Origin of the sequence: Burkholderia sp. AU45274, assembly GCF_030482505.1 — a bacterium.
GTDB lineage: Bacteria > Pseudomonadota > Gammaproteobacteria > Burkholderiales > Burkholderiaceae > Burkholderia.
The window spans coordinates 250,661-269,489 of sequence record NZ_JAUJQE010000009.1; the positions used below are offsets into that span (position 1 = coordinate 250,661).

At 63.5% G+C, this 18,829-nt stretch carries 19 protein-coding genes and 1 pseudogene; 6 read left to right on the forward strand and 14 right to left on the reverse strand.

What is annotated here, in order from left to right; genetic code table 11:
* Positions 1-4: 4 nt before the first annotated feature.
* From QZM35_RS28715 to thrS, 5 genes are all read right to left on the reverse strand, one after another.
* Positions 5-1,378 (reverse strand): peptide ligase PGM1-related protein, encoded by a 1,374-nt coding sequence (locus tag QZM35_RS28715; RefSeq protein WP_059791123.1) that lies wholly within the window; start codon positions 1,376-1,378, stop codon positions 5-7.
* On the reverse strand, positions 1,371-2,294 hold the full coding sequence (locus QZM35_RS28720) for a fatty acid desaturase (protein WP_174976016.1): 924 nt from the start codon (positions 2,292-2,294) through the stop codon (positions 1,371-1,373). Before QZM35_RS28720 ends, QZM35_RS28715 begins: the two co-directional genes overlap by 8 nt.
* Positions 2,295-2,296: 2 nt before the next feature.
* Complete coding sequence (locus QZM35_RS28725; RefSeq protein WP_301777302.1) at positions 2,297-3,073, reverse strand: hypothetical protein; 777 nt, start codon at positions 3,071-3,073, stop codon at positions 2,297-2,299.
* A 233-nt stretch (positions 3,074-3,306) separates the two neighbouring features.
* Positions 3,307-3,996, reverse strand: coding sequence for a LuxR family transcriptional regulator (locus tag QZM35_RS28730; RefSeq protein ID WP_301777303.1), 690 nt, complete (start codon positions 3,994-3,996; stop codon positions 3,307-3,309).
* Positions 3,997-4,187: 191 nt separating this feature from the next.
* Positions 4,188-5,396, reverse strand: coding sequence for a threonine--tRNA ligase (thrS, locus tag QZM35_RS28735; protein ID WP_081053821.1), 1,209 nt, complete (start codon positions 5,394-5,396; stop codon positions 4,188-4,190).
* Positions 5,397-5,837: 441 nt separating this feature from the next.
* Here thrS and QZM35_RS28740 point away from each other — a divergent pair.
* The 3 genes and pseudogenes from QZM35_RS28740 to QZM35_RS28750 form a co-directional block, all read left to right on the forward strand.
* Positions 5,838-5,951, forward strand: a pseudogene (locus QZM35_RS28740) (IS5/IS1182 family transposase); the annotation flags it as partial.
* A 912-nt stretch (positions 5,952-6,863) separates the two neighbouring features.
* Positions 6,864-7,478, forward strand: a complete 615-nt coding sequence (locus tag QZM35_RS28745) for a LysE family translocator (protein WP_089473832.1) — start codon at positions 6,864-6,866, stop codon at positions 7,476-7,478.
* Positions 7,479-7,588: 110 nt separating this feature from the next.
* Positions 7,589-7,837 carry a hypothetical protein gene (locus QZM35_RS28750; RefSeq protein WP_046548863.1) on the forward strand — a complete coding sequence of 83 codons (249 nt, stop codon included), beginning with the start codon at positions 7,589-7,591 and terminating at the stop codon, positions 7,835-7,837.
* A 59-nt stretch (positions 7,838-7,896) separates the two neighbouring features.
* Here QZM35_RS28750 and QZM35_RS28755 read toward each other — a convergent pair whose 3' ends face one another.
* The 7 genes from QZM35_RS28755 to pobA all read right to left on the reverse strand — a co-directional run bounded on the left by QZM35_RS28755 (position 7,897) and on the right by pobA (position 14,845).
* Positions 7,897-9,255 carry an MFS transporter gene (locus QZM35_RS28755; RefSeq protein ID WP_089428669.1) on the reverse strand — a complete coding sequence of 453 codons (1,359 nt, stop codon included), beginning with the start codon at positions 9,253-9,255 and terminating at the stop codon, positions 7,897-7,899.
* 182 nt (positions 9,256-9,437) lie between these two features.
* Positions 9,438-9,824, reverse strand: coding sequence for a 4-carboxymuconolactone decarboxylase (gene pcaC, locus QZM35_RS28760; protein WP_046548861.1), 387 nt, complete (start codon positions 9,822-9,824; stop codon positions 9,438-9,440).
* Between the two features lie 10 nt (positions 9,825-9,834).
* Positions 9,835-10,620: a 3-oxoadipate enol-lactonase gene (gene pcaD, locus QZM35_RS28765; protein ID WP_301777304.1), complete on the reverse strand. Its 786-nt coding sequence runs from the start codon at positions 10,618-10,620 to the stop codon at positions 9,835-9,837.
* Positions 10,620-11,993 (reverse strand): 3-carboxy-cis,cis-muconate cycloisomerase, encoded by a 1,374-nt coding sequence (locus QZM35_RS28770; protein ID WP_301777305.1) that lies wholly within the window; start codon positions 11,991-11,993, stop codon positions 10,620-10,622. Before QZM35_RS28770 ends, pcaD begins: the two co-directional genes overlap by 1 nt.
* Positions 11,994-12,081: 88 nt before the next feature.
* A complete protein-coding gene (locus tag QZM35_RS28775; protein WP_034189746.1) occupies positions 12,082-12,738 on the reverse strand; it encodes a CoA transferase subunit B in 657 nt (218 codons plus the stop codon).
* 18 nt (positions 12,739-12,756) lie between these two features.
* Positions 12,757-13,470 carry a 3-oxoacid CoA-transferase subunit A gene (locus QZM35_RS28780; RefSeq protein ID WP_011356717.1) on the reverse strand — a complete coding sequence of 238 codons (714 nt, stop codon included), beginning with the start codon at positions 13,468-13,470 and terminating at the stop codon, positions 12,757-12,759.
* A 142-nt stretch (positions 13,471-13,612) separates the two neighbouring features.
* Positions 13,613-14,845 carry a 4-hydroxybenzoate 3-monooxygenase gene (pobA, locus tag QZM35_RS28785; protein ID WP_301777306.1) on the reverse strand — a complete coding sequence of 411 codons (1,233 nt, stop codon included), beginning with the start codon at positions 14,843-14,845 and terminating at the stop codon, positions 13,613-13,615.
* Positions 14,846-14,961: 116 nt separating this feature from the next.
* On the opposite strand from pobA, the gene QZM35_RS28790 reads away from it, so the two are divergent.
* The 3 genes from QZM35_RS28790 to QZM35_RS28800 all read left to right on the forward strand — a co-directional run bounded on the left by QZM35_RS28790 (position 14,962) and on the right by QZM35_RS28800 (position 17,418).
* Positions 14,962-15,888, forward strand: coding sequence for a LysR family transcriptional regulator (locus QZM35_RS28790; RefSeq protein ID WP_174976022.1), 927 nt, complete (start codon positions 14,962-14,964; stop codon positions 15,886-15,888).
* A 94-nt stretch (positions 15,889-15,982) separates the two neighbouring features.
* Entirely contained in the window at positions 15,983-16,615 is a 633-nt protein-coding gene (gene folE, locus QZM35_RS28795; RefSeq protein ID WP_089428673.1) for a GTP cyclohydrolase I FolE, read from the forward strand.
* Positions 16,615-17,418: an SDR family oxidoreductase gene (locus QZM35_RS28800; protein ID WP_175240267.1), complete on the forward strand. Its 804-nt coding sequence runs from the start codon at positions 16,615-16,617 to the stop codon at positions 17,416-17,418. Before folE ends, QZM35_RS28800 begins: the two co-directional genes overlap by 1 nt.
* A gap of 45 nt (positions 17,419-17,463) precedes the next feature.
* On the opposite strand, the gene epsC is transcribed toward QZM35_RS28800, so the two are convergent.
* Both epsC and QZM35_RS28810 read right to left on the reverse strand, forming a co-directional pair.
* Positions 17,464-18,384 carry a serine O-acetyltransferase EpsC gene (epsC, locus tag QZM35_RS28805; RefSeq protein WP_046548857.1) on the reverse strand — a complete coding sequence of 307 codons (921 nt, stop codon included), beginning with the start codon at positions 18,382-18,384 and terminating at the stop codon, positions 17,464-17,466.
* 137 nt (positions 18,385-18,521) lie between these two features.
* Entirely contained in the window at positions 18,522-18,755 is a 234-nt protein-coding gene (locus QZM35_RS28810; RefSeq protein WP_011356723.1) for a hypothetical protein, read from the reverse strand.
* Positions 18,756-18,829 lie beyond the last annotated feature (74 nt).

Consider the following 18,829-nt stretch of genomic DNA (forward strand, 5'->3'; position numbering starts at 1 on the left):
CGTTTCACCCCGGTACAGCGACTGATTCTTGAGCCATCTCGAATTCGCGCTGGAACGTGCGCTCGAGCGCAAGCGCACCTGACAAATTGCGCGCATATACCATGTATTCGATCGTGCCTGTACCCGCCATATCTTCCGTAAGGACGACGACACCGGCTTCGTCGCGCTGCTGCGTCAGTCGATGCGAGACAGTCAGCGCAGCACGCAGGTCGCGAGCGGGCACCCTGTTGCGCGTCACGACGGCGTGCGTGGACAGGTAGTCCGGCCCCACCAGTTCGCACAGGATCGCGTCAAGATGGCTGCAACCGCCGATACGCCCGTTGATCTCGGTAAAGACGACTTCGCCGTCGTCGGTCACGATGGCGTCGAAATTTGCGCGCCCGACGAATCCGAGGCGCTGGGAGATCGACGCAAGCACGTCGCCTTGCGCCAGAAATGTGTCGATCACGCCCGGAGACAACTGGCTGGGGATTTGAAATCCGGTCCACATGATCATGCCATTGCCCCGCTTGTCGCCCGAAGCGTCCATCCGCAGGTCGCCATAGCTCACAAGCCGAATCGCGTCCGCACCAATCTCATATTCCGCATACAGGACATCCGAACCTTCGTGGAACCGTTCGACGACCACCTGGCAGTTGCCCGCCGTGTCGGTCTGTCTCGACCACAAGTCACGGGCGAATACGGTATCGACGTCCGACAGGTGCGTCAGCGCATACACCTTGCGGACACCGGGATAACTGGTGCGACGCTCGAGTGTGACTGCGATGTTTCCGTCACCGCCGGCATTGACATCCTGCTTGACAATCACGCTCGCATACTTCGCAAGCATGTCACGCAGCGTCAGGTAGAACTCACCGAACGACCGGCAGACTCGCCCGTCCGCACATCCGACCCGACCCGACGCGAGCGCTCGAAATACGGCCTTTCGGTTCAAAAGTTCAGCACCGGCCTGTTCCATGAAGTGCGATCCATTCGACACGGGCTGCGCGATGTCGAGCTGATCGCAAAGCAACCCGACCGATGACGTATGAAAGTACGGGTAAACCGTCCACCCTGCGCCACCGACGCGAAGGCCACGCAATGCAGCGAGCGTCGCTTCATCGAGCAGGCGGTCGGAAGTCAATACCACCGGATCGGAGATATCGGAAGACGGTGACACGATCTGCGTAGTGGAAAGACTACGCCTCATCACAGCCGATACGTACTCGATCATGGGGACCGATACCGGCGACGGCAGAATCGCCACGTCGTCGCTTGCCATCTGCCATACGAGGCGCCTTGCCGCAATCGCTGACACCTGACGAAGCGGAAGCGATGCACGCTTCGTATCCCCGATCATTGCCTCGTTATCGACGTTGCCTACAATGAGTTTAGCCATGAGTTGCCCCGTGCTCCCGACGTTGGATAAGATCCCGGCAAACGCGCCAGTGCCATTTCAGATAAGACGATTCACGATGAATGCCAACATTCGGGTGCGCCCCGATCCGGGCGAGCAGTGGTGCCGGAGCTCCCGGATAGCGATGATGCTCGGTATGAAAATTCGCGTTCCACATGAAAAACCGGACGATGCCGTTAGTCGTCATCGTTCTCGACGCCAGGTAACGCGGCTGCACCGGTTCACAGCCGTAATGCTCCGGTAGTCCGAAGAACATCAACCAGAAGTAGGCAAAAAACACCGGACCGATATAGGCCGTAACCAATGCCGACGGCCAGGCACAGGTTGCCGCCGCGATGGCGAGCAACCATGCTGCAATGAACCGCGCTTCGTTGCGCGCTCGCACTTTCCGTCGCACTGTTGCGAGATAGGACGGTGCGCCTCCGGCGATCAGATGTACGTTCAGTCGCAGATTCGAAACGAGAAAACCAACACCGCTCATCGCACCCGCATAGGCACGCAACGTGTCGAATCGGGAGGCCGACTCGGTGTCCTCTTCCGTCGCCAAACACCGGTGATGCTTCAGATGCTTGTCGGTATAGGCCGTGAAGTTTACGAACAGGACATTCGCAGCCAGATTGCCGATGATCGCGTTGACGGATTTCGCACTCACCAGGCTTCGATGCAGACATTCGTGGGCGAGATTCAGGAACCCGCTCAACACAAAACCTTCGGCAAGCATCAGGACGATCCGGCCCATTGCGTTTCCGGATCGGCACGCCAACCATGCCACCAAACTAACGACCGCGATCGCGCCAACGACCTTCGCAATCGCAGCTGCATCGCGGAGCCCGCCTCGCCGCGCGCGATATGCGTCGATCTCGAGCAACACCGGATCCGGACCGTATTCGGCGCTCATGTTCATTCAGCCAGCGAAACAAGCGCCGCACACCACGACACGTTGTCGGAAACGGCCTGCGCAACCCGTACGGCGAATTCAGGAATTTCGTCATCGCTGACAAGGAGCTGAATCATTCGTCTCGTCATTTCGACGTGGTACGCCTCGGCAGGATCATCACCGCCAACGTGACATTGAAAATAAACGAGTCCTTGTCGGTCGACACCATAACAACGACTCGTCGACGCCCAAAGTGCGTCGATCATCGCATTCGCGTGCAGTTCGAACGCCACCATGTTCGCGCACCGCTCGAGCGCCGTCTTCGCACCCAGTCCGGCAAGTAGTTTCGTCAGATAAGGCCCCGTCGGTACGCTGAAATTCGGAACCGCGACGCGTCCTGTCAGTCTCTCGATGTCATTTTTCAGGAGGCTCGAGTGAAACCATTTGCCGGTATCGAGAATGCCCCGCAGTCCCTGTTTGCCGTATCGTTCGATGACGTATGCGCCACCCGTCTCGTCCCAACAGAGAAAATTTCCCACCACGCTCGTGATTTCGACGTCTCGCGCCACCGGTCGATTCGATTGAATGGCATCCAGAACGGCGTGAACTTGCGCACCCGCCTGCAGATACGGAAACGCCTGCGACATCGCCAGGTAGTGCGGAAAGATTTTTTCCAGTGCAGCACACGACGACACGTGCCGGAACGGATGATCATCGAGTCCGTCGCGCAGACTGACCATCAGCGAATCGATTTCCCCATCGACGACCGGGTTCAGAATTTCGTCACAAACATCAGCCATGCGTTCACCTCATCTACCATCGCGATTGTGATGGGCCGGCACAAAACGCCTGTGCCGGCCGCCGAGTATGGCGATCAGAAGTCGATCTGGTCGCTTGCGTCGGTACCACTTTGCCGATTTTCGATGCGGTCTCACACTACAAAAGCTTGTAGTCCCCGTGCCGACGTGGCGTGATTTGACGCATCGGCGCGCGCACGGTCCCGGTCCACTTCGCGTCTCGTGTCACCAACGCGTTACAGCAATCCGAATCTGGATGCCATCAGAACGGCTTGCCGGCGTGTCGGCACGTCGAACTTCTTCATGATGTTGCGGATGTGATGAAGCACGCCATGCTCGGTCAACGCGACAATGCGCGAGATATCCCAACTGGACTTTCCTTCGGCGACCCATTTCAGGATTTCGAGTTCACGCGCGCTGAGGCACGGTGCATCGGATTGCAGCGCCTCCAGCCTGCGGCACGTGTCGAGCGTCAGATTCGCGACAAGTGTGCCCCACGACGGAATGGCGAAGGGCAAATCGCCGTTGTCAGACGCCCGCGCCTGTCGAACGAAGCTCACGCACGCCACATCGCCATGCCTGTTGTGAGCCGGAAACGACACTCCGTCGCTTAACCCGTACATGCGACTTCCGTCTCGAAGTTCGCGCTGTTCGGTTGTCGCGAAGATCCGGTCGCACCAGATCAGCGGTGTCAACGACGACATCGCATGCTGCGCGACCGGGTCGATCATCAGGTAAGCCCGCTCCCGATAACGGGACAACCACGCCTCCGGGTAGTTCGACAGTGTGCGGCCGCTCTTCAGTGTCCCGCCCGTCATTCGATAGTCCTGGTAACAGACATGGTCAAATCCCGCCAGGCGTCCGATGTCGACCAGCATCCGGCCCAGTTCGTCCATGCAAGTGCAACCGCCGATCTTGAACACCATCTCAAGCATCCGCTCACCGCACCGACACGATGCGGACTCACGACATCCTTCGGCCCATAGAATGACGCGTTCTCTGGCTTCTCTCATAATTTTTAGAATTACTAATCAATTTATGTTTGAAAATCGATTCGATGAATTCTCAAGGCGCCCTCAATCCGCCTGCGATAGCAGGAAACGGCCCCGTCGTCGAATCAGAACACCCGCGTCGCTGACGGGACGCGCGCATGCTGCTTGACGTACGCGAGCGCATCGTTGATCGTCAGAACGTGCTGCTCCCCGTCCCTCATTCGTAACGACACCTCTCCGGCCAGCGCCTCCTTGCGTCCTGCAATTGCGACGATCGGCGCGGCCAGTTCCCTTGCATCGAAGATCTTGCGCGGCAGGCGCTCGGCGCGGAAATCCCTCAGCACCCGACAGCCGATGTCTTCGAAAGCGAACGCCGCGTTGTCGGCAAATTCGCGGTCATCTTTCCCAATGTTCGCAACGACGATCTGGTCCGGTGCCAGCCAGGTCGGCAACCATCCCTCGTAGTGTTCGAGAAGAATACCGATGAACCGTTCAAGGCTTCCCAGGATCGCGTGGTGCAACATGACGGGCGTTGCCTTCGCACCGTCCTCTGCGACATATGACGCACCGAGCCGTTCCGGCAATACGAAATCGAGCTGGATCGTTCCGCACTGCCACTTTCGTCCTTGGCGGTCGAGCAGATGAAATTCGAGCTTGGGACCATAGAATGCCCCTTCTCCCGCCTGGATCGCGAAATCGAGACCTGCCGCGCGCGCAGCGGATGCCAGCATCGCTTCCGAACGATCCCAGACCGCATCGTCACCCGCACGGACCGCCGGCCTCGTCGACAAAGCCACATCGAATTCGCCAAATCCGAAGTCTGCGTAGATCGTCTTCAGCAACACACAGAATCGTGCGACTTCAACCTCGACCTGATCCTGCATGCAAAGCACGTGAGCGTCGTCCTGCGTGAACGCACGGGCACGCATAAGGCCATGCAACGCCCCGGACGGTTCGGCCCGGTGGACCGCCCCAAATTCGGAATATCGGATTGGAAGATCGCGATACGACCGACTGCCTTTTTTGAAAACCTGCACATGGCACGGACAACTCATCGGTTTGAGACAGTACGGATTGTTGTCACTCTCGAGTGAAAACATGTTTCGCCCGAATTTCTCCCAATGACCGCTCTGTTCCCAAAGATCGCGCGAGACGATCTGAGGCGTCCGCACTTCGGAAAAGCCCGCCTGACGCATCCGGACTCGGATATATTCCTCGACAACCCGATAAAGAACCATGCCGCGCGGATGCCAGAAGACAGCGCCCGGGCTTTCGTCCTGCTGATGAAACAGATCGAGTTTGTTGCCGAGCACTCGGTGATCGAAATCGTCCATCATGTTCTCCGTTGACTTGATACCGGTCGACGGAGCACAAAAAAGCCCCGTCCGTTTCCGGCGGGGCTTAGGGATGGTTTGAGGCACTGACTTACGACGTGCAACCTCCCCCCGGCCCGCCGTTGGCGGTCGTGGTAGTGGTCGCGGTAGTCGTAACGAAAAGTGCGTTCATGGGGCTAATCTAGTCAACCTGCCAACGTCTGTCAACAAACATTCGAGTCCAAATTCAGCGCCAAAATTTTATGATCCGTTAAAAATCCTCAAACGGAAAATAAATGAAATTCACAGAAAGCATAATGAAATACTCTTTAAAGTAAACAAATAATGGTTTTATTCATGGAATGGAAGTTGCGGGCAATCAGAAAAGGCGATCACTAGCAGGCCGTTCCCGAAATCAAGGAAAAGCAAGCCGATGCGAGGCGAGGCGAGGACGGTTATAACGAATCGTTGCACAGTCTGGTGGGCAACGTGCAAGCCGGGGCAAATGGCCGAGCCGAACGCAACGTTGCCGCGGAGATGTTGCGGGACGTCGCGCGACCAGATCGCCGCATCACAAACATGTGGGCTCGCAGAAAAGGGGGCTTTTGGCCCCTATACAGATCAAGGACTTGGACATCTTTTTTGAGAACACCGCATGCTTCTTGTCTCAGAAAAGATGTCCTTGGCCACGAAAATTCTCAGAAAAGTCGTCTTTGAGAATGTCACAACCCCGCCTAGGTCCCTCGACGAGATCTAGCCACAAGCAGTGCCACAGACAGGCGTACACTCCCAGGACAAGTGTGGGCCGGGTTGCAAAGCAACACAAATAGCCATGGCTCACATCGTCACGATTGGCATGACAATTGGAAGTGTGTGGCGCAGAAAGGCTGCACAGAGCCTCTAGGTCTACTTCGTCAGGTCATCAAGACGATCGACAAAGCCATCCCCGGCGATTCGATCAAGTTCTCGCTAAAGCAAGATCACGACAACCTCCGACTCGGAGCGGCCATAGAAGCCAATCTTGGCGATGCACTCAAGTGCCACATCGACCTGCACGGGGAGGGTTAGACGAACGAGCCGAGTAGCTTCGGCAGATGGCTTGCGCCCTGAACTAAGCATCGACCTCCCCATTGGCTTGTGAAAACACACCCAGACGTGAAACGGCGATTGAGCGTCGTCAATGCGGCGACATCGATCTGACACCATCGACTAAACATTGCGTCGTAGGCCGTCACTGCCAAATATTCTCCGATCATTTCTGCCTATCCATACGGGTTACATGCCCAACGCATGAAAGGTAGCCAATTATTCAAAGACAACTTATTGAGACTGCGGACATCTTTTCCGAGAGACAACAACACAAGCCCGCAATCCCATTCACCCCCTCCCCCGTACCGGCATTCGTCAACCCAACTGTACCGGTACTGTACAGAAAACCGTCGCTAAACTGACCTCCATCCCAGTCCAGAACCGAATGGAGAATCCGCGATGGAATTCCTCACCCTCAGCGCGTTGCCCGCCGGCATGCTGTTCGCGCTCGTCACGTCGATCACGCCCGGCCCGAACAACACGATGCTGCTCGCATCCGGCGTCAATTTCGGTTTCCGCCGCACCATGCCGCACCTGTTCGGCATCAGCATCGGCGTCGCGATCCTGATGCTCTGCGTCGGCTTCGGCCTCGGCGAAGCGTTCAAGCGCATGCCGCTGCTGTACACGATCCTCGAAGCCGCGAGCGTCGCGTACCTGCTGTACCTCGCGTGGCGCATCGGCACGTCGGGTGAAGTGAAGGCGCACGGCGGCAAGCCGCGCCCGATGACGTTCATCGAAGCCGCCGCGTTCCAGTGGATCAACCCGAAGGCCTGGATGATGGTGCTGACCGCCGCGACGACGGTCCGCCTGTCCGCCGACTACGGGATGAACGCCGCCTGGATGGCCGTCGTGTTCATCCTGATCGGTTTCCCGTGCATCTGCCTGTGGGCCGCTTTCGGCCTCGGCCTGCGCCGCTTCCTGTCGAACCCCCGAGCGCTGCGCATGTTCAACATGACGATGGCCGTGCTGCTGATCCTGTCGCTGTATCCGCTGATCGCGCACCTGCTGGCGTAGTGAGCACTCACCGCGCGCCCGTTGAGATTCGCCCGATGCAGGCGTACCCTTTTGTTACGGGCGCGCGCAGCCGTTTCGCCGGTTGCGCCGCTGCTGCCGGGAGAGTGCCGATGAAGCCATTGCTGAGGGCGGGCGAACACATCGAGGGGATGCACTGGATCGCCGAGTATCACCCGCTCACGCACGAGATTCGCGTGCTGCGCGAGGACATCGAGATCGGTATCTACAGCGCGCCGCCGACGATGTTCGGTGAAGAGGAAGACATGGGCGCCGCGAACCTCGCCGATCATCGCGGCCGGGAGGCCGCGCTGCGCGCATATCTGCGCAACTTCGTGCGGGAACACGACACGGAAGAATAGCCGGCGGCCCGCCGGCCGCCGTATCAGGGGCCGGCGCATCGCATCGGCCCGCGCTTCGCTCAATGCCCGAGCGATTCGATCTTGCCTGCCGGCTGCGTCACGCCATGCGGCCGCGCCATCTGCTTGATCAGCAGCGCGACACATGCGAGCAAACCCGCGACGGCGATCGTCGCGAACACGCCCGCGAACGAGAAATGCCGGCGCGTCAGCTCGGCGACGAGGAACGATCCCGCAATCCCGCCGAAGCGGCCGACACCGAGCATCCATGCAACACCCGTGCCGCGCCCTTCGGTCGGATAGAACGCGGCGGCGAGCGCCGGCATCGACGATTGCGCGGTATTCATCAGCACGCCGGCGACGAACACGACCAGCACGAGCAGCCCGACGTTACCCGCCGCCTGCCCGATCGCATAGACGCTCACCGCCGTCAGCGCGTAGCACACGGCAATCACACGGTTCGCGTTGAAGCGGTCCATCAGCACGCCGCACAGCACCGCGCCGACGCCGCCGAGCGGGAACAGCGCGGAGATCAGCGTCGCGCTCTTCGGCGTCAGGCCGGCATCCTTCAGCAGGATCGGCATCCAGTTGATCGACGCGTAGAAGATCACGAGCCCCATGAAGTACGCGAGCCACAGCATCACCGAGCCGACGATGTACGAGCGCGACAGCACGACGCCGAGGCCCTTGCTGCCGGTCTGCGGCGCGGCTTCGGTCAGCGCGAACGAGCCGGCGTTCAGCGCATCGCGCGAGATGCGCGCGAGCGTCGCGCGAACCTTGTCGACGGCGTGGTTGTTGGCGACCATGAAGCGCACCGATTCCGGCATCTTCAGCAGCAACAGCACGCCGAGCAGCAGCGGCGTCACGCCGCCGAGGATCAGCACGCTGCGCCAGCCGAAATGCGGGATCATCCATGCGGCGAGGAAACCGCCAAATGCGGCGCCGAGCGGGAAGCCGCAAAACATCAGGTTGATCACGGTCGCACGGCGCTTGTCCGGGCAGAACTCGCCCATCATCGTGACCGCGTTCGGCATCGCCGCGCCGAGCCCGACGCCGGTGATGAAACGCAGGATCGTCAGGTGTCCGATCGTCGTCGAGAAGGCGGACATCAGGCATGCGACGCCGAACAGGAACACCGAGCCGAGCAGCAGCGAGCGGCGCCCGAGCTTGTCGGACAGCGGGCCCGACACGAGCGCGCCGCACGCGAGGCCGAACAGCGCGGCGCTCAGCACCGGTGCGAGATCAGGTTTGGTGAGGTTCCATTCGCCGAGCAGCGACGGCGCGATGAAGCCGATCGCAGCCGTATCGAAGCCGTCGAGCAGCACGATCACGAAACACATGAGGAATACGAGCCATTGAAAACCGCCGAACGGCTGCTCGTTGATGAAGGTCTGGACATCGACCACGGGTGCGCGATTCATCGCGAGTCTCCTGATATATAAGCGACGCGGCCTCGGAACCACGTCTTGCCTTTGTTCGCGCACCGGCCATCCGGTGCGCCGCGCGCCGATGCTCTGCCGGCGCGTTCATTCATCGCCGAAGCCTGCGAATCATCCGCAGGCCTCGGCTCAACATCGGACTACAGGTACTTAACCGGCCGCACCTAGGCGGCCCCATCCTGCTCCTTGAAGATCTTGTCCGCGAGATGAAACGCGGAATTCGCCGCCGGCACGCCGCAATAGATCGCGGTCTGCAGCAGCACTTCCTTGATCTCGTCGCGCGTCACACCGTTGTTGCGCGCGGCGCGCAGGTGCAGCGCCAGTTCCTCGCCGCGGTTCAGCGCCACCATCATCGCGATGGTCAGCAGGCTGCGCGTATGGCGCGGCAGGCCGTCGCGCGTCCAGATCTCGCCCCACGCATAGCGCGTGATCAGGTTCTGGAATTCGTCGGTCACCTCGGTGCGGTTCTCGAGCGAACGGTCGACGTGCGCGTCGCCGAGCACCGCGCGACGCACCTTCATCCCTGCTTCATAACGTTCCTGGTCATCCATCGCCGGTGCCTCACGCGGTCAGGAAATCGAGCAGCGCACGGTTGAAGCCGTCGGTGCACTCGATGTTCGAAATATGCGCGGCGTCGAATTCGACGTGCTGCGCACCCGGAATCGCGGCGGCCAGCGCGCGGCCCTGGTCGGGCGGCGTCGACATGTCCTTCGCGCCGGTCACGACGAGCACCGGCAGCGCGATGCCCTTCACCTCTTCGCGCAGGTCGGCTGCGTTCAGCGCGTCGCAGTTCGCCGCATAGCCGTCCTTGTCGGTATGCACGAAGGTGTCGCGGATCGCATCGAACAGGCGCGGCTCGCGTTCGACGAACGCGTCGGTAAACCAGCGCGGCAGCACGGCGTCGGCGAGCGCGGCCATCCCTTCGGCACGTGCCTTCTGCGCCCGCGGCGCCCACACTTCCGGCGAGCCGATCTTCGCGGCGGTGTTCGACAGCACCGCGCGAACGATGCGCGACGGGAAGCGTGCGGCCAGCGCCGCGCCCGTCAGCCCGCCCATCGAGATCCCGCAGAAATGCGCGCGGGCGATGCCGACGTGGTCGAACAGGCCGATCACGTCGCCGGCGAGCTGCTCGATCGTGTACGAACCGGCCGGCGCATCGGAATGGCCGTGGCCGCGCGTGTCGTAGCGGAGGATGTTGAAGTGCTGCGTGAGCGGGCGGATCTGCGGCGCCCACATCTGCAGGTCGGCGCCGAGCGAGTTCGAGAAGACGAGCCACGGCGCGTCGTCGCGCGCCGCACGGTCGATCCGGTAATGCAGTTTCACGCCGTTGACAGTGGCGAAAGGCATCAATGTTCTCCTGGTGATTGCGCGCCCGCGTGCAGCGCGAGCACGGCGTCGACGTAGGCCTGCGCCTCGCCGACGTAATGAGCGGGATCGAGCAGCCGCGCGAGCGCGTCGCGCGACAGGTGGGCCGACACGGTCGCATCGGCGGCGAGCACGTCGAACAGCGTCGCGCCCGTGCGCACGGCTTCCTTCGACGCGTGTTCGACGACGTGATGCGCGTCGAGCCGGCCGATCTTGTCGCCGAGCGCGAGCATCACCGCTTCGCCGAGAATCAGCCCGCGCGTCAGGTCGAGGTTCGTGGCCAGGCGCTCGGTGTTCACGTCGAGACCCGCGACGATCTGGGCGATCTGCGCCAGCGCGCCGCCGGTCAGGCGCGCGAGATCGGGCAAGGCATCCCATTCGGCCTGCCAGCCGCCGAGCGCGCGCTCATGCTCCTGCACCATCCCCGCGAACACCGTCGCGACGAGGTTCGGCGCACGCACGGCAGCCGTCAGCACGGCTGCGCAGCCGACCGGGTTGCGCTTGTGCGGCATCGTCGACGAGCCGCCCTTGCCGGCGGCAACGGGCTCGCCGAGCTCGCCGACTTCGGTCTGCATCTGCAGCGACACGTCGCGCGCGATCTTGCCGAGCGTGCCCGTCAGCATCCCGAAGCAGGACGCGGCTTCCGCGATGCGGTCGCGCTGCGTGTGCCAAGGCACGGCCGGCGCCGCGAGCTTCAGGTCGGCCGCCAGCGCGGCCGTAACGCCGGCCGCCTGCTCGCGCAGGCTCGCGAGCGTGCCGGCCGCGCCGCCGAACTGCAGCACGAGCGCACGCTCGCGCAATTCGGTGAAGCGCGCGCGATGGCGCAGCAGCGCATCGAGCCATTGCGCGAATTTCAGGCCGAGCGTGATCGGCAGCGCCTGCTGCAGCCACGTGCGGCCGATCATCGGCGTCGCGCGATGCGTGCGCGCGAGCGCCGCGAGCGATGCGCATGCGTCGTCGAGCATCGGTTCGAGCACGTCGAGCGTGTCGCGCAACTGCAGCACGGTGGCGGTATCGATGATGTCCTGGCTCGTCGCGCCCCAGTGCACGAACTTCGCGGCCTCGGGATCGTCGGCCTTCACTTGCGCGGTGAGCTGCTTGACGAGCGGAATCGCGAGATTGCCGCCGAGCGCCGCGCCGTGCGCGAGCGCGTCGGCGTCGAGCCGGCTCGCATCGCACGCGTGTTCGATCGGTGCGACCGCGGCGGCGGGAATCACCTGCTGCGCCGCGAGCGCACGCGCGAGCGCGGCTTCGACGTCGAGCATCCGCTGGATCGTCGCGCGGGGCGACCAGATCCGGTTGAGCGGCTCGGTGCCGCAGATGAGGGAGGTCAGGCGGGCGCTGTCTTCGAGCATGGCATCAGATTGGGGAAACGGCGTGCGCCTATTGTCCACCCAAGCGTGCCGGCCTGCGCGCAAGCGCACGCGCCGGCACGCTCGGGGTTCAGGCAGCGGCCTTTTGCGTCGCGTCGATCAGCGGCACGCCGGTCAGCTTCTGCAGTTCGTCGAACGACAGGTCGGTGAAGATCTCGCTCACCGCGAGGCCGTCGGCCGTCACGTCGAGCACGGCGAGATCCGTATAGATGCGGCTCACGCACTGCACGCCGGTGACCGGATACGAGCATTGCGCGACGATCTTGCTCTCGCCCTGCTTCGTCAGGTGCTCCATCATCACGAATACCTGCTTCGCGCCGATCGCGAGATCCATCGCGCCGCCGACCGCCGGAATCGCATCGGGCGCACCCGTATGCCAGTTCGCGAGGTCGCCGGTCGCGGATACCTGGAACGCGCCGAGCACGCAGTAATCGAGGTGGCCGCCGCGCATCATCGCGAACGAATCCGCGTGGTGGAAATACGCGCCGCCGGTGAGCAGCGTGACGTGCTGCTTGCCGGCGTTGATCAGTTCGTCGTCTTCCTCGCCGGGCGCGGGCGCGGGGCCCATGCCGAGCAGCCCGTTCTCGCTGTGCAGGAAGATTTCCTTGCTCGGATCGAGGTGGTTCGCCACCAGCGTCGGCACGCCGATGCCGAGGTTCACGTACGCGCCTTCGGGGATGTCCTGGGCGACGCGCTTGGCCATTTCATCGCGGGTCAGTCGTTTCATGTCGGTTTCCTCAGGCGGTCAGGCAGCTTGCGATGCGTGTTCGGCGGCCAGCTCGGCCGCGTGCGCGGCCTGCGGCACCTCGACGATGCGCTGGACGAAAATGCCCGGCGTCACGATGTGTTCCGGGTTCAGCGCGCCGAGCGGCACGACTTCCGACACCTGCACGATCGCGACCTTCGCGGCGCTGGCCATGATCGGCCCGAAGTTGCGCGCGGTCTTGCGATAGACGAGATTGCCCCAGCGGTCGCCCTTGTATGCCTTCACGAGCGCGAAATCGGCGTGGATCGGCGTCTCGAACACGTACGGCTTGCCGTCGATCACGCGCGTTTCCTTGCCTTCCGCGAGCTTGGTGCCGTAGCCGGTCGGCGTGAAGAAGCCGCCGATGCCGGCGCCCGCCGCGCGGATGCGCTCCGCGAGGTTGCCCTGCGGCACGAGCTCCAGCTCGATCTCGCCGGCGCGGTACAGCCCGTCGAATATCTGCGAGTCGCTCTGGCGCGGGAACGAGCAGATGATCTTGCGCACCTGCTTCGCCTTCAGCAGCGCCGCGAGGCCGGTCTCGCCGTTACCCGCGTTGTTGTTGACGATCGTCAGGTCGCGCGCGCCCTGTTCGATCAGCGCGTCGATCAGCTCGGACGGCATGCCTGCCGTGCCGAAGCCGCCGATCATGATTGTCGCGCCGTCGTGGATGTCGGCCACCGCCGACTGAAGCGATTCGAAAATCTTGTTGACCATGTCTCTTCCTGATACGAACCCGCGGCTCGATGCGCGGCCTGTCGAGGGGACACGCGCGTGCCGCGTGCCGCGCCGGGGCCGATGTCGATCCCGGTTTTGTTCGCTATTCGAACCTAGATTCGATTAGCGAACGATGGGCCGATCATAGAGTCGCGCACAGCGCGTTGTCAAGGCGGGTTGCCTCGGGGGGCGCTGCGTCGTCGAACGGCAAGCCGACGTAGTTTTCGGCGAGCGCCTGCGCGGCAGCCCGCGAGCGCGTCACGTATTTCAGCTCGGCAAACTTCAGGCGATTGACGAACGGCGAGTCTTCAGGCGACGAATGCAGCATGTTCGTCATGAAGTACGAGAAGTGCTCGGCGCGCCACACGCGCTCGAGGCAGGTCGCGGAATACATGTCGAGCAGCGTCGCGTCGCCGTGGCGGTAGCGCGCGCCGAGCGCGCGGGACAGCGCGCGGACGTCGGCCACCGCCAGGTTCATCCCCTTCGCGCCGGTCGGCGGCACGATGTGCGCGGCGTCGCCGGCGAGGAACAGGCGCCCGTGCTGCATCGTCTCGGACACGAAGCTGCGCATCGGCGTCACGCTTTTCTGCGTGATCCGGCCCTCGGTCGGCGTCCAGCCCGTGTCGTTCGAGAAGCGCGTGTGCAATTCGTCCCAGATCCGCGTGTCGGACCATTCGGTGAGGTCTTCGTCGGGCTTGCACTGCAGGTACAGGCGCGTAACCGTCGGCGAGCGCATCGAGAACAGCGCGAAACCATTGTCGTGATGCGCGTAGACGAGCTCGTCGAGCGACGGCGCCGCGTCGGCAAGGATGCCGAGCCACGCGAACGGATAGACGCGCTCGAACGTGTTCAGCCGCTCGGCCGGAATCGTCTGGCGCGCGATGCCGTGGAAGCCGTCGCAGCCGGCGATGTAGTCGCAGTCGATGCGGTCTTCGCGGCCGTCGGCGTGCTTGAACGTGACGAACGGCTGCTCGCCCTCGACGTCGTGCAACGCGACGTCGCTCACTTCGAAGTGCATCGCGTGGCCATGCTCGACGCCGGCCGCGATCAGGTCGCGTACCACTTCGTGCTGGCTGTAGACGGTGATCGCGCGCCCGCCGGTGAGCGCGGACAGGTCGATGCGATGGCGCTGGCCCGAGAACAGCAGCTCGATGCCGTGATGTTCGAGCCCTTCGCGACGCATCCGGTCGCCGAGGCCGGCTTCGTTCAGCGTGTCGACCGTGCCCTGCTCCAGCACGCCGGCACGGATGCGGTTCTCGCAATATTCGCGCGAACGCGCTTCGACGAGGATGGAATCGACGCCTTGCAGGCGCAGCAGATGGGAAAGCAAAAGGCCGGACGGACCGGCGCCGATGATGGCGACTTGGGTGCGCATTGTTCGTCTCCTGAACATTGGTTCGAGTAATGGAACACATTTGAGCGCTTTCCCGACTATGCGGCAACGCGATTCAGGAGATATGTTGTATACGTTTTGACGATACTGTTCCGGCGATGGATGCGCTCGATCTGAACCTCATTCCCTACCTCGTCGCGCTCGACGACACGCGCAACGTGAGCCGCGCGGGCGACCTGCTCGGCGTCAGCCAGCCGCGCGTGAGCACGGCACTCGGCCGCCTGCGCGAGTACTTCGGCGATCCGCTGTTCGTGCGCACGTCGCGCGGGATGGAACCGACGCCGCGCGCGCTCGCGCTGCTGCCGGCCGCCCGCGACGCGCTCGCGCAGATCGAGCGCGGCCTCGTCGCCCCGCACGACTTCGACCCGGCCGCGAGCACGCATACGTTCTCGATCGCGCTGTCGGACGTCGGCGAGATCGTGTTCCTGCCGAAGCTGCTGCAGGCGTTCGCGACGCGCGCGCCGCATGCGAACCTGCGCTCGGTGTCGCTCGCGCACGACGAGGTCGGTCGCGGCCTCGAAGCCGGGACGATCGATCTCGCGGTCGGCTACTTTCCCGATCTCGACGGCAACAACTTCTTCCAGCAGCGGCTGTTCACGCACCGGTTCGTGTGCCTGATGCGGCGCGGCCATCCGTTCGAACAGGCGCCGCCGTTCACGGTCGAGCAGTTCCTTACGTGCGGGCACGCGGTGGTGCGCGCCGAAGGCCGCAGCCAGGAGGTGCTCGAGAAATATCTCGCGAAGCAGCGCATGCAGCGCCGCGCAGTGCTCGAGACGCCGCACTTCATGAGCCTGCCGTTCATCCTGAGCCGCACCGACCTGATCGCGACGGTCCCGCATGCGATCGGCTACGCCTATGCGGCCGAGCACGCGTTCATCGTGCCGGTCGAGCCGCCGCTGGCGCTGCCGCGCTTCGACCTGAAGCAGCACTGGCATCGCAAATATCACAACGATCCGCGCACCGCGTGGCTGCGCGGCGTCGTCGCGTCGCTGTTCAACGACGAGCAGGACGAATGGCCGAAGTGAAGTGAGTGCCGGGCCGCACACGCGCCCCGCGAAAGCATGAAACAATGCCCGGATTCCGCGCCGCCCCGGCGGCGGCATTCGATGGAGCAAATAGATGGCTAAAAAGAAGTCCGCGCGGCCCGAGCCGGCCGCATCCCGACCGAGCCGCGAAGAAGCGGAAGACGCGGTTCGCGTGCTGTTGCGCTGGGCCGGCGACGATCCCGCGCGCGAAGGCCTGATCGACACGCCCGCACGCGTCGTGCGCGCCTATGAGCAATTCTTCGCCGGCTATGCGGTGGAGCCGCGCGACATCCTCGCGCGCACGTTCAGCGAAGTCGACGGCTACGACGAAATGATCGTGCTGAAGGACATCCGTTTCGAGAGCTACTGCGAGCACCACATGGTGCCGATCATCGGCCGCGCGCACGTCGCGTATCTGCCGAACCATCGCGTGGTCGGCATCTCGAAGCTCGCGCGCCTCGTCGACGCGTTCGCGAAGCGCCTGCAGATCCAGGAAAAGATGACCGTGCAGATCGCCGACACGCTGTTCGACGTGCTGCAGCCGAAGGGCGTCGGCGTGATCCTCGAAGCCGCGCATCAGTGCATCTCGACGCGCGGCGTGCACAAGCCGGGCGTCGAGATGGTCACGTCACGCATGCTCGGCTCATTCCGCACCGATCCGTCGACGCGGCGCGAATTCCTGTCGATCGTCGCGAATCCTTCTTCCGTGAATCTGACGAATACGTAATGGAGCAGACGAAGCAAGCGGCGCACGCGCCCGTCGTGCTCGTGACCGGCGCCGCGCGCCGGGCCGGGCGCGCGTTCGCCGAGTATTTCGCCGCGCACGGCTATCGCACCGCGGTGCATTACGACCGTTCGGCCGATGCCGCGCAGGCGGCGGCCCGTGCGATCGCCGAGCGCGGACACGATTCGGTCGCGCTGCAGGCCGACCTGTCGGATGCCGCGCAGATCACCGCGCTGATCGACCAGGTGTATGCGCGCTTCGGGCGCCTCGACGTGCTCGTCAACAACGCGTCGGTGTTCTGGCAGGACCATTTCCCGAGCTTCGACCTCGCGGCGTTCGATCAGGCGTGGGCCGTCAACTGCCGCGCGCCGATCCTGCTCACGCGCGCGTTCTACGAACGGGCCCGCGCGGCCGGCGCGCAGGGTGTCGTCGTGAATGTGGTCGACCAGAAGATCAAGGAAAACTTTCACCGCGACCATTTCAGCTATACGGTCGCGAAGGCCGCGCTCGGTAACCTCACGCAGATGCTCGCGCTGTCGTCCGCGCCGGTGCTGCGCGTGAATGCGGTGTTCCCCGGGCTGATGCTGCCGAGCGACGACCAGACGCAGGCCGACTTCGAGCACGCGAGCCGCGCATCGACGCCGCTCGCGCGCATCGCGGGCCCCGACGACGTCGCGAGCGCGATCCTGATGCTGACGGGCAACGCGTACAACGGCGTGGATTTCGTCGTCGATGCGGGGCAGAACCTGATCCGCGTCGACCAGGACGTGCTGTACAAGCACCGCGCGCCCGACCGCAAGCACTGACCGGTGCGCGCGTCGACGGCCGGCAGCCGTCGGCCGCGCGCCGCGTTACGGCTTGTCGGCGCTCCCGCCTTCTCGAACCTTGCCCTGCGCGACGCTCGTGCCGGGCGGCACGCTGTGCGTAAGCCACACGTTGCCGCCGATCACCGAGCCGCGCCCGATCGTCACACGGCCGAGAATCGTCGCGCCCGCGTAGATCACCACGTCGTCCTCGACGATCGGGTGCCGCGCATTGCCCTTGACCAGCGCGCCTTCGCCATCGGCGGGGAAGCTCTTCGCGCCGAGCGTGACGGCCTGGTACACGCGCACGCGCTCGCCGATGATCGCCGTCTCGCCGATCACGACGCCCGTGCCGTGGTCGATGAAGAAGCTCGGGCCGATCTGCGCGCCCGGGTGGATGTCGATGCCGGTCGCCGAGTGGGCGATTTCATTGATGAATCGCGCCAGCAGCGGCACGCCCAGCTGGTGCAGCGCATGCGCGAGCCGGTGATGCATCATCGCCAGCACGCCGGGGTAGCACAGCAGGATCTCGGTGATGTGCTGCGCGGCCGGATCGCCTGCATAGGCCGCCTGGATATCGCTGACGAGCAGCGCGCGGACCGCCGGCAACTGTCGGCCGAATTCGCGCGCGATTTCGAACGCGCGTTCGTCGAGCTCCGCGAATGGCGTATCGGCATGCTCGGGCAGGAACGGCAGCGCACGGCGGATCTGTTCGGACAGAATGCGCAGCGTGCTTTCGAGCGTGTGGCCGACGTAGAAGTCGACGCTTTCGTCGGTCAGATCCGGTGCGCCGTAGTGCGTCGGAAACATCGACGCGCGCAGGCCGGTCACAATCTTGCAGATTGCATCGCGCGACGGCAGTTCGCGAATGCCGCGCGGATGGCGCGTGCGATGGAGTTCCTCGCGCGACTCGCGCAAGCCGGCAACGATTTCTTCAAGGCCCCACTGACGGGCGGGTGATGTCGACATATGCCAATGCAGGCGGCCGCGCTCGGTCGCACGGCCGCTAATAAAGTGACGGGTTCCGCAAGATTACCGCGTTTTCCGTCCGGGAGCGGCACGCCGGGGATCGGCCGGACGGCCGATGCCACGGGATCGCGACGGCGTCAGATCGTGATGCTGCTCGCGTCGATCCATCGCACGGCCCAGTCGCGCGCGTGCGCGATCGCGTCGCCTTCGTCGTTGAACTGGAGTTCGATCGGGAAAAATCGGTTCGCAACGAGTTCCCCGTCGCTCGATCGGGAGATCACGACGTAGGGTTTGAACGATCCGTCACTGGCGCGCGCGGGCGCGCAGTTCAACAGATAACCGCGGTGCGTGAAGGCAGTAGTCGCTTGCATGAATCCGCCACCTCTAGTCCCTTGCTTTGTTGTTCACTACCCGTCTTTAAGGGGTGCTGCGGCCCCCCGGCGCG

Excerpts from the sequence above, each read along its gene's own strand:
- QZM35_RS28790 (WP_174976022.1), top strand. The coding sequence starts at position 14,962 with ATGGATGCGCTCGATCTGAACCTCATTCCCTACCTCGTCGCGCTCGAC.
- pobA (WP_301777306.1), bottom strand. The coding sequence starts at position 14,845 with ATGCGCACCCAAGTCGCCATCATCGGCGCCGGTCCGTCCGGCCTTTTG.
- QZM35_RS28770 (WP_301777305.1), bottom strand. The coding sequence starts at position 11,993 with ATGCTCGAAGACAGCGCCCGCCTGACCTCCCTCATCTGCGGCACCGAG.
- QZM35_RS28720 (WP_174976016.1), bottom strand. The coding sequence starts at position 2,294 with ATGAGCGCCGAATACGGTCCGGATCCGGTGTTGCTCGAGATCGACGCA.
- QZM35_RS28775 (WP_034189746.1), bottom strand. The coding sequence starts at position 12,738 with ATGAAACGACTGACCCGCGATGAAATGGCCAAGCGCGTCGCCCAGGAC.
- QZM35_RS28745 (WP_089473832.1), top strand. The coding sequence starts at position 6,864 with ATGGAATTCCTCACCCTCAGCGCGTTGCCCGCCGGCATGCTGTTCGCG.
- QZM35_RS28715 (WP_059791123.1), bottom strand. The coding sequence starts at position 1,378 with ATGGCTAAACTCATTGTAGGCAACGTCGATAACGAGGCAATGATCGGG.
- pcaD (WP_301777304.1), bottom strand. The coding sequence starts at position 10,620 with ATGCCTTTCGCCACTGTCAACGGCGTGAAACTGCATTACCGGATCGAC.
- thrS (WP_081053821.1), bottom strand. The coding sequence starts at position 5,396 with ATGGACGATTTCGATCACCGAGTGCTCGGCAACAAACTCGATCTGTTT.
- folE (WP_089428673.1), top strand. The coding sequence starts at position 15,983 with ATGGCTAAAAAGAAGTCCGCGCGGCCCGAGCCGGCCGCATCCCGACCG.
- epsC (WP_046548857.1), bottom strand. The coding sequence starts at position 18,384 with ATGTCGACATCACCCGCCCGTCAGTGGGGCCTTGAAGAAATCGTTGCC.
- pcaC (WP_046548861.1), bottom strand. The coding sequence starts at position 9,824 with ATGGATGACCAGGAACGTTATGAAGCAGGGATGAAGGTGCGTCGCGCG.
- QZM35_RS28810 (WP_011356723.1), bottom strand. The coding sequence starts at position 18,755 with ATGCAAGCGACTACTGCCTTCACGCACCGCGGTTATCTGTTGAACTGC.
- QZM35_RS28750 (WP_046548863.1), top strand. The coding sequence starts at position 7,589 with ATGAAGCCATTGCTGAGGGCGGGCGAACACATCGAGGGGATGCACTGG.
- QZM35_RS28730 (WP_301777303.1), bottom strand. The coding sequence starts at position 3,996 with ATGGTGTTCAAGATCGGCGGTTGCACTTGCATGGACGAACTGGGCCGG.
- QZM35_RS28780 (WP_011356717.1), bottom strand. The coding sequence starts at position 13,470 with ATGGTCAACAAGATTTTCGAATCGCTTCAGTCGGCGGTGGCCGACATC.
- QZM35_RS28755 (WP_089428669.1), bottom strand. The coding sequence starts at position 9,255 with ATGAATCGCGCACCCGTGGTCGATGTCCAGACCTTCATCAACGAGCAG.
- QZM35_RS28725 (WP_301777302.1), bottom strand. The coding sequence starts at position 3,073 with ATGGCTGATGTTTGTGACGAAATTCTGAACCCGGTCGTCGATGGGGAA.
- QZM35_RS28800 (WP_175240267.1), top strand. The coding sequence starts at position 16,615 with ATGGAGCAGACGAAGCAAGCGGCGCACGCGCCCGTCGTGCTCGTGACC.